General features: G+C 60.7%; 13 protein-coding genes and 1 tRNA gene. 4 read left to right on the top strand and 10 right to left on the bottom strand.

From position 1 onward, the window contains the following. Nucleotides 1–447: 447 nt before the first annotated feature. The 5 genes from ACH2CW_RS09135 to lptF form a co-directional block, all read right to left on the bottom strand. Complete coding sequence (locus tag ACH2CW_RS09135; protein WP_395057302.1) at nucleotides 448–1,629, bottom strand: pyridoxal phosphate-dependent aminotransferase; 1,182 nt, start codon at nucleotides 1,627–1,629, stop codon at nucleotides 448–450. A gap of 5 nt (nucleotides 1,630–1,634) precedes the next feature. Further along, complete coding sequence (locus ACH2CW_RS09130; RefSeq protein ID WP_395057300.1) at nucleotides 1,635–2,579, bottom strand: CysB family HTH-type transcriptional regulator; 945 nt, start codon at nucleotides 2,577–2,579, stop codon at nucleotides 1,635–1,637. A 103-nt stretch (nucleotides 2,580–2,682) separates the two neighbouring features. Then, nucleotides 2,683–3,045: a sirohydrochlorin chelatase gene (locus tag ACH2CW_RS09125; RefSeq protein WP_395057299.1), complete on the bottom strand. Its 363-nt coding sequence runs from the start codon at nucleotides 3,043–3,045 to the stop codon at nucleotides 2,683–2,685. Further along, a complete protein-coding gene (lptG, locus tag ACH2CW_RS09120) occupies nucleotides 3,045–4,199 on the bottom strand; it encodes an LPS export ABC transporter permease LptG (RefSeq protein ID WP_395057297.1) in 1,155 nt (384 codons plus the stop codon). The genes ACH2CW_RS09125 and lptG overlap by 1 nt, the downstream gene beginning before the upstream one ends. After that, nucleotides 4,196–5,326, bottom strand: coding sequence for an LPS export ABC transporter permease LptF (gene lptF, locus ACH2CW_RS09115; RefSeq protein ID WP_395057292.1), 1,131 nt, complete (start codon nucleotides 5,324–5,326; stop codon nucleotides 4,196–4,198). The genes lptG and lptF overlap by 4 nt, the downstream gene beginning before the upstream one ends. A 73-nt stretch (nucleotides 5,327–5,399) precedes the next feature. On the opposite strand from lptF, the gene ACH2CW_RS09110 reads away from it, so the two are divergent. The 4 genes from ACH2CW_RS09110 to ACH2CW_RS09095 all read left to right on the top strand — a co-directional run bounded on the left by ACH2CW_RS09110 (nucleotide 5,400) and on the right by ACH2CW_RS09095 (nucleotide 9,004). Then, nucleotides 5,400–6,887, top strand: coding sequence for a leucyl aminopeptidase (locus ACH2CW_RS09110; RefSeq protein ID WP_395057290.1), 1,488 nt, complete (start codon nucleotides 5,400–5,402; stop codon nucleotides 6,885–6,887). Beyond that, nucleotides 6,884–7,318 (top strand): DNA polymerase III subunit chi, encoded by a 435-nt coding sequence (locus ACH2CW_RS09105; protein ID WP_395057288.1) that lies wholly within the window; start codon nucleotides 6,884–6,886, stop codon nucleotides 7,316–7,318. The genes ACH2CW_RS09110 and ACH2CW_RS09105 overlap by 4 nt, the downstream gene beginning before the upstream one ends. Continuing rightward, nucleotides 7,315–7,647, top strand: a complete 333-nt coding sequence (locus ACH2CW_RS09100) for a hypothetical protein (protein WP_395057286.1) — start codon at nucleotides 7,315–7,317, stop codon at nucleotides 7,645–7,647. Before ACH2CW_RS09105 ends, ACH2CW_RS09100 begins: the two co-directional genes overlap by 4 nt. Before the next feature lie 160 nt (nucleotides 7,648–7,807). Further along, on the top strand, nucleotides 7,808–9,004 hold the full coding sequence (locus ACH2CW_RS09095; RefSeq protein ID WP_395057284.1) for a branched-chain amino acid ABC transporter substrate-binding protein: 1,197 nt from the start codon (nucleotides 7,808–7,810) through the stop codon (nucleotides 9,002–9,004). A 53-nt stretch (nucleotides 9,005–9,057) separates the two neighbouring features. On the opposite strand, the gene ACH2CW_RS09090 is transcribed toward ACH2CW_RS09095, so the two are convergent. The 5 genes from ACH2CW_RS09090 to ACH2CW_RS09070 form a co-directional block, all read right to left on the bottom strand. Further along, nucleotides 9,058–9,576 (bottom strand): GAF domain-containing protein, encoded by a 519-nt coding sequence (locus ACH2CW_RS09090; protein WP_395057282.1) that lies wholly within the window; start codon nucleotides 9,574–9,576, stop codon nucleotides 9,058–9,060. A gap of 172 nt (nucleotides 9,577–9,748) precedes the next feature. After that, nucleotides 9,749–9,838 (bottom strand) — tRNA-Ser (locus ACH2CW_RS09085). Nucleotides 9,839–9,873: 35 nt separating this feature from the next. Beyond that, nucleotides 9,874–10,248, bottom strand: coding sequence for a DUF2237 family protein (locus ACH2CW_RS09080; RefSeq protein WP_395057280.1), 375 nt, complete (start codon nucleotides 10,246–10,248; stop codon nucleotides 9,874–9,876). A 13-nt stretch (nucleotides 10,249–10,261) separates the two neighbouring features. Then, on the bottom strand, nucleotides 10,262–11,179 hold the full coding sequence (locus ACH2CW_RS09075; protein ID WP_395057278.1) for an SPFH domain-containing protein: 918 nt from the start codon (nucleotides 11,177–11,179) through the stop codon (nucleotides 10,262–10,264). Nucleotides 11,180–11,235: 56 nt separating this feature from the next. After that, nucleotides 11,236–11,664, bottom strand: coding sequence for an NfeD family protein (locus ACH2CW_RS09070; protein WP_395057276.1), 429 nt, complete (start codon nucleotides 11,662–11,664; stop codon nucleotides 11,236–11,238). Nucleotides 11,665–11,793: the final 129 nt, after the last annotated feature.

Below are 11,793 nucleotides of genomic sequence, written 5' to 3'. Positions count from 1 at the left end.
AGGCAACGAGGTGTTCGATCCGACGCGATTGGTGCCCAAGCCAGTTTGACGAAAAATATAGAACCTCAGACAATCGCAAGCCCTGATCCGCTTTTGCCTGTGCTCCTCGGCCCAGCCCGACGGGTGGGGGAATAAAACCAACATCCGAAGAGGAATCCGGAGTGCTTGAAGCGCGACGCGCTTCAAGCACGGGAATCCCAACAGACAGTCATGTTTGCACGCGAGCGCAGCACACGCGGCCAAATGAGGCTCCCCGCCATCGCCCAGCGGGGCGAGGGAGGGGCGGGGGGGAGGGAGTGGGGAGTTGAAACCACTGCCCTGGCGCGAGACGCAAAAGAGCGTGATGCTTGAAAAAGGTTTTAGCTACGTTCCGGGTCGGTTTTTTGAATGAAATGAGCCCTTAGCCCATACCCAACGGCCGTTAATAGCTATTAATTTGATAGCCGATTAGAGCTTGGCCAGCCGCTCCAGCGCCAGGTTCAGCGTCTCATCCTTCTTCGCAAAACAGAAGCGCACCACCCGCTGGTCGAAACCCTTGCCGTAAAACGCCGACAGCGGAATGGCGGCCACACCGATCTCGGTGGTCAGCCATTTGCAGAAGTCGGCTTCACCGAGGTCGCTGACCGCCGAGATGTCCACGCACTGGAAATAGCTGCCTTCGCTGGGCAGCAGTTTGAAGCGGGTGTTGGCCAGGCCAGCGCGGAACAGGTCGCGCTTGCGCTGGTAAAACGCCGGCAGGTCCAGGTAGGGGCTGGCATCCGCCATGTAGGCGGCAAGGCCATGCTGCACCGGGGTGTTGACGGTGAAGACATTGAACTGGTGCACCTTGCGGAATTCCGCTGTCAGCGCTGCCGGCGCCGCCACATAACCGACCTTCCAGCCGGTCACGTGGTAGGTCTTGCCAAAGCTGCTGACGATGAAGGCGCGCGCGGCCAGACCGGGGAAACGCGCGGCGCTTTCGTGCACCCGGCCCTGCGCGGCGTCGAAGACCATGTGTTCATACACCTCGTCGCTGATCAGCAGCACCTCGGTCGGCGCGAGGATCTCCTGCAGGCGCAGCATGTCCTCGCGGGTCCAGACGGTGGCGCTGGGGTTGTGCGGCGAGTTGATGAGGATGGCGCGCGTCTTGCCATTGATGGCGGCGGCGATTTTGTCAAAGTCGGGCCGGAAGCTGCCGGGCACCAGCGGCACACGCACAGCGATACCGCCGGCCAGTTCGATGTTGGGTACGTAGCTGTCATAACACGGCTCCAGCACGATGACTTCGTCTCCGGGGTGTACCACGGCCAGGATGGCAGTGATGATGGCCTGGGTGGCGCCAGCGGTGATGGTGATCTCGCTGCCTGCGTCATAGCTGCGGCCATGCAGCTTTTGCAGCTTGGCAGCAACCGCTTCGCGCAGCACCGGCACACCGGTCATGGGCGGGTACTGGTTCAGGCCGCGGGTCATGGCGTCGGTGACTGCGCCCACCAGCCGGGGGTCGCAGTCGAAGTCGGGAAAGCCCTGGCCCAGGTTGACGGCGCCTTTTTCGGACGCCAGCGTCGACATCACGGTGAAGATGGTCGTGCCAACCGCAGGCAGTTTGGTTTGCAGGGCCGGGGTGTATTCGCTCGTAGCTGTGGTGTTCATGGGTGTCAAGGGTCGATGTCGTTGTGGCGGCGGCTCATGGCGCGGGTGATCTCGGTGCGGTCGAGTTTGTCGCTGAGCAGCTCGGCAAACTTATAGACAAAGTTGCGCAGGTAAGCGCTGCGTTTGAAGGCCACGCGGGCGACATTGACCCCAAACAGCGCGCCCGCCGGTCGCGCCAGCAGATCGCTGTTGGTGCCGTCGTCCTTGAGTGCCATTTCGGCCACGATGCCTATGCCCAGGCCGAGGCGGACATAGGTCTTGATCACGTCCGAGTCAATCGCTTCGAGCGCAATGCGTGGCTGCAGTCGTCTGGCGGCAAACGCCTGGTCGACCTTGGTACGGCCGGTAAAGGACGGGTGGTAGGTGATCAGCGGTTGCTCGGCCAGGTCTTCCAGCGTGATGTGTTCCTGTTTGGCCAGCGGATGGTCCAGCGGCATCACCAGCATGTGCTGCCATTCGTAGCAGGGCAGGGTGACGAGTTCTTCGTACTGCGCCAGCGATTCGGTGGCAATGCCGATTTCGGCAACCTCGTCGATCAGCATGCGCGCGACCTGGTCAGGCGAGCCCTGGTGCAGGCTGACGTTGACCTTGGGAAAAGCTTCGCGCAGTTTCGCCACAGGCACCGGCAAGACATAACGCGCCTGGGTATGGGTGGTGGCAATCGACAGCGTGCCATTGTCCTGTGCCGAGAACTGCTCGCCGATGCGGCGCAAATTGCCAACCTCGCGCAGGATCACCTCGATGCTTTTGATGACGTGTTCACCCGGCTCAGTCACGCGTTTGAGCCGTTTGCCGTGGCGCGCAAAAATCTCGACACCCAGTTCTTCTTCCAGTTCGATGATGGCCTTGGACACGCCGGGCTGCGAGGTGTGCAGGGAGCGCGCGGTTTCGGTGAGGTTGAGGTTGCGCCGGACGGCTTCCTGAACGAAGCGGAATTGGTGGAGATTCATATGTTATTCGGGCTAATTGTTTATTTTATTATGCCCTTTTCAGCCTAACGAGATGGACCGAATTGATAAATTCAAGCGACCCCGTTGGCCAAGGTGCCTCCCATCAGGACAGCGCAATGCTGGCCATCAGGTCGGTCAATTGAGGGTGTTCGCCGGCGGCCGGCATCAGCTCCAGTACCAGCTCGGGGTGCTGGCTACGAAGCTGTGCGACGAGGCGCGGCAGATCCTCGCGCGCGTGTTTGCCAACACCCAGAAACAGCGGAAAAATCTTTAATTGCCGCGCGCCAGCAGCGATCAGATCTGCAGCGGCCTGCGCCAAGTCAGGGGTGCTCAACTCCAGATAGGCACAGCAGACCAGCGCCTGGCTGTCGCGGGCCCGGATGGCTTGCGCCACCGCTTCGATGGGGACATGCCACAGCGGGTCGCGCGAGCCGTGCGCGAACAAGATGATGCCGAGTCTGTCCATCAGCGCCTCAACACCAGCCATCCGAAGGCCCCGAGCGAGATCGCCATATAAAGCAAGCCAGGGGCGGCAGCCGCCAGCCAGGGCCGCCAGCTCTGCAGGTTGCCGATATAACCAAACACGTTGTTGAGCAGGAAGAAGCTGATGCCGATCATCACGCCGCCGAACACGTAGCCGGCGATGCCGCCGCTGCGAAAGTGCAGGTAAGCGAAGGGCAGGGCCAGCACCACCATGACCAGGCAACTGAGCGGGTAAAAGACTTTTTTCCAGAACTCGATCTCGTAACGCTGGGCGGTCTGGCCGTTGGCGTTCAGGTGCCGGATGTAGGTGAAAAGATCGATCGTGCTCATGCGTTCGGGTTTGAGCACGGCGACCGAGACCATCTCGGCGCTGATGTCGGTTGGCCAGCGAAACCGTTCGATCTTGTTGATGGTGATCTGCGCGGAGTCGCGGCCAGTGTCAGTGGGCGTGGCCTGTCCTGCCTTGACGGTGAAGTCGGTGCGGGTGCCGCCCTCGAATTGCCAGGACGCATCCGCCCCAAACCTGGCCAGCGGTGACTGGGTGATGGACACCAACAGCCCCTTGTTGTCGAACTCGAAAACGCGCACAGCCTGCATTTCGTTGTTGGACGAGAGCGCCCCGACATTCACCACGTAGCTGTTGTAAGCCTGTTTTTCCTTGAGCCAGGCGCCGGTCTGGCCGATCGTGATGCGGCCCTGGTAACGCGCCTTCAGCAATTGCGCGCTGCGGTCGGCGGCAGGCGCCAGGTAGTCACCAATGGCAAAACACAGGACGGTAAAAAACGCGCCCAGCGCCAGAAGCAGGCGCAGGGCGCGCCAGGGCTCCAGGCCGCTGGTGCGCAAGATGGTGTACTCCGAGCTCTGCGCCAGCCGCGCCATCACAAAGATGGTGCCAATCAACACCGAGATCGGCACCAGCTCGTACAGGTGGCTGGGAATCAGCAGCGCCACATACAGCAGCGCATGCCTGATCTGGTAGGTGTTCTCGTCCGAGCTGATCGCGCCCGCGGCGTTTTTGCCGAGGTACTGCAACTCGTCCACCAGGTCGAAAAAGAAAAACAGCGCGAGAAAACCGGCGGCCACAAAGGCGATGGAGCCCAGCACCTCGCCATAAATCAGTCGGCGAATGGTTTTCACGCAGCGGCCTTTCTGTTTTCCTGGCGGTTGGACTGGCGTTTGCGTTGCCGGCTGGCGGCCCCCTTGAGCGTCCAGTTCAGGTGGCGCTTGGAGAGCCAGGCCACTGCCAGCAGCAAAGCGCCTCCGTGCAAGGCAAGGAGAAAGGGGCCAAGATTGGCGGCACCGACAGTGATCCAGCTTTGGCCGAGGTTCAGCAGGTTGTGATAAACCACAAAAGTAAACAGCACAAAGATCAGGTTGCCGCTGCGCCCCGCGCGCGGATTGACGCTGGCCAGCGCCAGGGAAATGACAACAAAATTGATGGCCGCCAGCGCCATGCCCACTCGCCAGGCCAGTTCACCCTGGTTGCCACGGGTGGGTGTACGCAACAGTTCCCGTGTGGACTTGGATTTTTCGGGCACGTTGGCGCCATTGACCATCGCGCTGTCACCGGCCTTGCTGCCGTATTCCTCGAATTCGGTGATTTTCAGGGCCGACTTGCCTATCGTGCTTTCCAGCCGCTGGCCGTTGTCGAGCAGCAAAAACTGGGAGTCGCCTATGGTTTCAATGCGGCCCGCGCGTGCGGTGGTGACCGAGTTTTTGCCCTTTTCTGTCGACGCAATAAACACGTTGTTGCTGGTTTTTCCCTCGGTGGTGTCACGGTCAATGAAGAAAACCCGGTTGCCGCTGGACGACTCCTGGAACTGGCCGGGCGAGACGCGTTGCAGATCGCCGCGCTGCTCGTAGCGGTCCTTCATGTCCTGGGCCTGCTGGTTGGACCAAGGCCAGACAAACAAGGACATCAGCGTGATCACCAGCAACACCGGCCAGGCAAACCGGAACAGGGGCACCAGGAAAAAGCCCAGGCCGCGGCCGCTGACGAACCAGACCACCATTTCACTGTCGCGGTACATGCGTGACAGCGTGCTGACCATGGCAACAAACAGCGACAGCGTAAGGATGATGGGCAGGCGCCCGAGCGCGGTGTAACCCATGACCATCATCACATCCTGCGGGTTCACACTGCCACGCGAGGCCTGACCCAGCGTCCGGATCAGGATGATGGTGATCACGATGGTCATCAAAACCACAAGGGTCGCCCCGAAACTGCGCGCCAGCTCTTTGCGGATCGAAGATTGGAATAACATTGCCTGAAACTGTGCCTTTTTTGCCTGACAACCCACGCTTGCCAACGACGCTTGCCGCGCGAACCCCCCAATTATGGACTTTGAACTTAAAACCCTGACCCCTGCGCGCATTTGCGCTGAAAAATGTGACGCGCTGATCGTGCTTGTCGGCGGTGACGCCGCCGCCGGCAGCGACGCGGTGTCCACGCTGACGTCATTGGCCATCAAGTCAGGCGACTTTGAAGCCAAGGCCGGGAAGTTGCTCAGCGCCTACCGCCCCGCAGGCATCAGCGCTACCCGGCTGCTGCTGGCCGGCGCCGGCGATGGCGGCACCAAAAGCATACGTACCGCTGTTCACGCGGCAATGTCAGCGCTGAAAACCACCCATGTCCGGCGCGTACTGCTGAGCCTGGTGGGCTTGTCCAAGGCCGATCACGAATCCGTTCGTGCGGCGGTGCTGGCCTGCGCCGATGCCTGTTATGTATACAGCACCACCAAGTCAAAACCGCCTGAACAGAAGCTGCAGCGGGTGGTGCTGGTGGTGTCTGCGCTGGCGTCCAGCCGCGCAGGTTTTGACAAGGGCGTGGGTTTGGCCAAAGGTCTGGCGCTGACCCGTGAGTGGGCCAATCGTCCCGCCAACCATGCCACCCCGACCCTGCTGGCGCAAGCCGCCAAGGAACTGGGCAAGCTGCCGGGCATCAGGACCGAGGTGTTGGGGCCCCGCGAGGTGGCCAAACTCGGCATGGGCTCGTTCATGGCCGTTGCCCAGGGGTCAGAAGAACCGCTGCGTTTTATCGTGCTGCGCTACGACGGCGGCAAAAAAACCGAGGCACCGGTGGTGTTGATCGGCAAGGGCATCACCTTCGATACCGGCGGCATTTCGATCAAGCCGGCCGCCGAAATGGACGAGATGAAATACGACATGGGTGGGGCCGCCAGCGTGCTCGGTACCTTCCGGGCCCTGGCCGAGTTGCAGCCGGCGCTTAACGTCGTTGGTCTGATCCCGGCCTGCGAAAACATGCCGGATGGTCGCGCCATCAAACCCGGCGACGTGGTCACCAGCATGAGCGGGCAGACCATCGAGATTCTCAATACCGACGCTGAAGGGCGGCTGGTGCTCTGCGACGCCCTGACCTACGCCGAGCGCTTCAAGCCACGCGCGGTCGTGGACATCGCCACCCTGACCGGTGCCTGCGTGATCGCGCTGGGCGGCGTGCGCAGCGGCCTGTTTTCCAGCGACGACGCGCTGGCCGAGTCGCTGGCTGCAGCCGGTGACAGCTCGCTGGACCTGTGCTGGCGCATGCCGCTGGACGACGAATATGCCGATGGCCTGAAGACCCATTTTGCCGACGTGGCCAACGTGGCTGGCCGCGCTGGCGGCGCCATCACCGCGGCCAAGTTTCTCCAGCGGTTTGCCGGTAAATTTCCGTGGGCGCATCTCGACATTGCCGGCACCGCCTGGAAAAGCGGCGCCGCCAAGGGGTCGACCGGCCGGCCGGTGCCGCTGCTGGTCGATTTTCTGCTGAGCCAGGTTCTGCCGGCCAGGCCGGCGCCCAAAAAACGGGTCAGTTCACGCGCATGACCGAAGTCGCCTTTCATTTCAACGTGCCGGACAAGCTGCAGTACAGCTGCCGCCTGCTGCGCAAAGCCTGGGGCAGCGGCGCGCGCGTGGTGGTCACGGGGGAGGCGGACACATTGGACCGGCTGGATCAGTTGCTGTGGACCTTTTCCGCGCTTGAATTCGTGCCGCATTGCCAGTTGGGTGCAGCGGCGGAAACAGTGGCTGCGAGCCCCGTGCTGCTGGCCGGCGAGCTGGATGCCTGTCCGCACCACGAGGTGCTGGTGAACCTTGGGCAGCAGGTGCCCACCGGGTTTGAACGCTTCGAACGTTTTATCGAACTGGTCACGCTGGTCGACGACGACCGGGCAGCGGCGCGCACCCGCTGGAAGCATTACACCGACCGCGGTTATGCGATGAAACGCCATGATCTCGCCCAGGAGACCAGGCCATGAACCGCACCCCGCCGTCACCGCGATTTGTGCCCACGCTGACAGAAATTGTTCAGCCGGTGCGGGCTCAGGACTTGGCGGTGGACACACCGGGTCCCGGCGAACCGGACATGAAAAATCTTCAGGAACAGATGGTCCACCGCGTGATGCAACGCGTTGACCTGACGCTGGACAGGCTGCTGCGTGAGACCGTGGGGCGACTGGTGCTGGAACATACCCAGGCGCTGGCCCCAAGTTTGCGTGACGAGATCGAGATTGTTGTACGCCAGTCGGTGAACCAGGCGTTTGAGCAGGAATTGGCCAGCCAGTGGTCAGAACGGCAGCCGACGTAACCATTTGTATGGACGGCCCCGCCAGTTTTGGGCCGATATGTGCCGGGTCCTAGGGCAGCTTGCTATGGTGCGGGCGCGAAAATTGCGATATGTTCTGTGCCGTTGAGCAAAAATAACTGGTCTCAACCTTTAACGATAATTTCCTAATTGGAGTGTATTTATGCAAATGAAATGGACTGCGGTCGCTTTGGCCGCCACGCTGGTAGTTGCCTGCGGCAAAAAAGAGGAAGCTGCACCCGCTGCCACCGCACCTGCTGCTCCGGTCGCTGCGGCGCCTGCCGCCCCCGCCGGTGATACGCTCGTCGTCAAGATCGGCCACGTTGCCCCCGTTTCAGGCGCTCAAGCCCACTACGGCAAGGACAATGAAAATGGCGTGCGCATGGCCATTGAAGACCTGAACAAACAGGGCGTCATGATCGGCGGCAAAAAAGCCACTTTTGAAATCGTCGCTGAAGATGACGCAGCTGATCCAAAACAGGGCACCGCAGCCGCACAGAAACTGTGCGACTCCAAGGTCGCCGGCGTGGTCGGTCACCTCAATTCAGGCACCACCATTCCTGCCTCCAAGGTCTACAACGATTGCGGTATTCCTCACGTTACCGGTGCCGCCACCAACCCCGACCTGACCAAGCCAGGCTACAAAACCACCTACCGCATCATTGCCAATGACCTGGCTTTGGGTGCCGGTCTGGCGTTTTATGCCGCCGACACGCTCAAGCTGAAGAAAGTCGCCATCATCGACGACCGTTCCGCTTATGGCCAGGGCGTTGCCGACATCTTCAAGAAAACCGCCAAGGAAAAAGGCATGACCGTGGTGGACGAGCAGTTCACCACCGACAAGGCCACTGATTTCATGGCCATTCTGACCGCCATCAAGGCCAAAGGTCCTGACGCTGTGTTTTACGGCGGCATGGATCCGCAGGCCGGCCCGATGCTGCGCCAGATGGAGCAGTTGGGCATGAGCAAAGTCAAGTACTTCGGGGGCGACGGCATCTGCACTTCCGAGATCGCCAAACTCGCCGGCGGCGCCAAGACCCTGGACAACGTGATCTGCGCCGAAGGCGGTGCCTCACTGGCCAAGATGCCAGGCGGCGCCGAGTGGAAGAAACGCTACGACGAGAAGTACCCGAACCAGTTCCAGGTCTACAGCCCGTATACCTATGACGCGACCTTTGTGCTGGTTGACGCGATGAAACGTGCCAATTCCATCGACCCCAAGGTTTACACCCCCGAGCTGATCAAGACCAGCTTCAAGGGCGTGACCACCACCATCGAGTTTCAGCCCAATGGCGAGTTGAAGAACCCGGCCATCACCTTGTACAACTACAAGGAAGGCAAGAAAACCGCTCTGGAATAAATTTCCTGGCGCAGCAAAAAAGCCACCGTGAGGTGGCTTTTTTTTGGCTGCTGTCAATCCGGGGTATTGACTGGCGTCGTCGCTAGCGGCAACCGGCTTTCGAGCATGACCATGACCTGTTGTGCCATGAACTGAAGGGTTTGCAGTTGTTCTGCATCGAGTTGCCTGGGCACGGTGTCGATCACGCAGATGGCGCCCATGAAATGCCCGGCTTGGGTCAAGAGCGGCGCACCAGCATAAAACCGTATGTGAGGGTCTCCGGTGACCAGCGGATGGCTGGCAAACCGGCCATCCTTGGCCGTGTCCTCAATCACCATGACTTCCTGGGGTGCCAGCAGGGTATGGGAGCAAAAGCTGTTTTCCCTGGGCATTTCCTGCACTTGCAGGCCTACACGCGATTTGAACCACTGCCGTTCATGGTCACTGAGGGAGATCAGCGCGATGGGTGTGCCACATACATCGGCAGCCAGGCGTGTGATGTCGTCATAGGCTTGTTCTTCAAGCGTATCCACCACGTACAGGCGATCAAGCGCATCCTGACGCAGCTTCTCCCTCTCATCTTTTTGACTCATGACACATCCTTCCTCTTATTGCTGCAGTCTATCGGCTGTGAAAGTAAGAAACGGCGTGCAAAGGCCCGAGTGCGTGTAAGACGCGGCCGATTCGCAAACAAAAAAACCCAGACAGGCTGGGTTTTCAGGAGTATGACCACCGTGTTGGAAACTCACGGAAACAGAGACTTTTTGGCGGAAGAGGCGGGATTCGAACCCGCGGTGGGTATAACCCCACGCACGCTTTCCAGGCGTGTGACTTAAACCGCTCATCCACCCTTCCGCGAAGTCTCAGATTGTAGCAGCGCTGACCTGGGGTTAATGGGTGACGTTGTGAAAACGGTGTTTTTCCAGCTGCACCCGGCTCACAAATTCCAGCGCGTTGATGTGGGTTGACTCCAGAACCACGGGCGGTGCTGCGCCGGCTTCCAGGGCTTCGCGCCAGCGGTTGGCGCACAGGCACCAGCGGTCGCCTGGCTGCAGGCCGGCAAAGCGGTACTCAGGGCGGGGTGTAGAAAGATCGTTGCCGCGCGCGCGGGAGAACGCCAGAAAAGTCGCCGTGACCCGCACGCAAATGAGGTGGGAACCCAGATCGGACGCGTCGGTGTTGCAGCAACCGTCACGAAAATAGCCGGTCAGCGGATCGTAGGAGCAGGGCACGAGTTCGGTGCCCAGCACGTTTTTGGTGGTCATGTCAGAAGGCGTGTCAGGCTGGCTTGCCCGTTGACTGGACCATCTTCATGGCCGAGGCGACCAGCGCCGAGACTTCGGTCATGTTGCTCGGCACGATCAATGTGGTGGTGGCGTCGGCAGCAACGCGCGAATAGGCTTCCACGGCTTTTTCAGCCACTTTCAGTTGAACGGCCATTTCGCCGCCAGGCTGGCGAATGGCTGCCGCCACAACTTCAATCGCGCGCGCATTGGCCTCGGCAACTGCGGTGATGGCCGAGGCTTCGCCCTGGGCATTGTTGATGGCAGCGAGTTTTTCACCTTCTGACCGGGCGATAAAGGCCTCGCGCTCACCGGTGGCAATGTTGATCTGTTCCTGGCGACGACCTTCAGAGGCGGCGATCAGCGCGCGTTTTTCGCGCTCGGCGGTGATCTGCGACTGCATCGCGTGCAGGATTTCTTTCGGCGGTGTCAGGTCCTTGATTTCATAACGCAGCACCTTCACGCCCCAGTTCAGCGCTGCCTCGTCGATCGCGGCCACCACCTGGGCGTTGATGATGTCGCGTTCTTCAAAGGTCTTGTCCAGCTCCAGCTTGCCGATCACAGAGCGCAACGAGGTCTGCGCCAGTTGCGTCACGGCGACGATGTAGTTGGACGAGCCGTAGCTGGCGCGCATCGGGTCGGTCACCTGGAAGTACAGGATGCCATCGACCTGCAACTGGGTGTTGTCGCGCGTGATGCAGACCTGACTGGGTACGTCCAGCGGGATTTCCTTGAGCGAATGTTTGTAGGCAACGCGGTCAATGAAGGGGATCAAAAAATTCAGGCCCGGCGTCAGGCTGCCGTGAAACTTGCCCAGCCGCTCGACCACCCAGGCGTTTTGCTGGGGCACGACCTTGATGCTGCGTGCGATAAATATGACGGCAATCACCAAAATGACGAGTGCGATTTCCATGAAGTTCTCCGTTGAAACAAAAAAGGGGCGCTGCCATCCGGGGCAGGGAGGATGTGTCAGGCCTTGTCGACCACCAGGCGGTTGCCGTTGAGTTGCCTGACCTTGAACAGGCCGGGCTGAGGTGTGGTTTCGTGGTCTGCGAGTTCCACGGTCCATTGAGCGCCCCGGTATTTGACGCTGGCGGTGGCATCTTCATTCCACTGCTGCACGTGGACGGTTTCACCAATGTCCATCTGGACATCGCGGTTGGCGTTGGCAGCAGCGGGTTGCGGGTCCTTGCTGCGTTTCCAGTGCCAGACGGCGACCGCTCCGCCGCCGACCACCGCGGCAACCACAATTTGCACCATCACCGATCCGCCCAGATGGGCTGCCACCGCGCCGGCCACCATACCCACAGCGAGCATCAGCAGATAGAAGGTGCCGGTGACCAGCTCCAGCGCGACAGCGCCGCCGGCCAGCAACCACCAGAGGGTTGATTCGCTCATGATCGGGTTCCTCCCTGCGTTTCGTAAAAGCCACATTTTGGGCCAGAAGCGTGAATTGGCAAGCTTAACCCGCCCCCGGCAAGGCCAAGCCGGCTCGCCGTTCACCAAATATCCTTACACTTCGGCCCT

It is taken from the genome of Polaromonas sp., assembly GCF_043778355.1.
In the GTDB taxonomy this organism is placed as follows: Bacteria; Pseudomonadota; Gammaproteobacteria; order Burkholderiales; family Burkholderiaceae_C; genus Polaromonas.
Note: the sequence above shows the minus strand (reverse complement) of the source record. Positions and strands in the feature narration are given on the sequence as shown.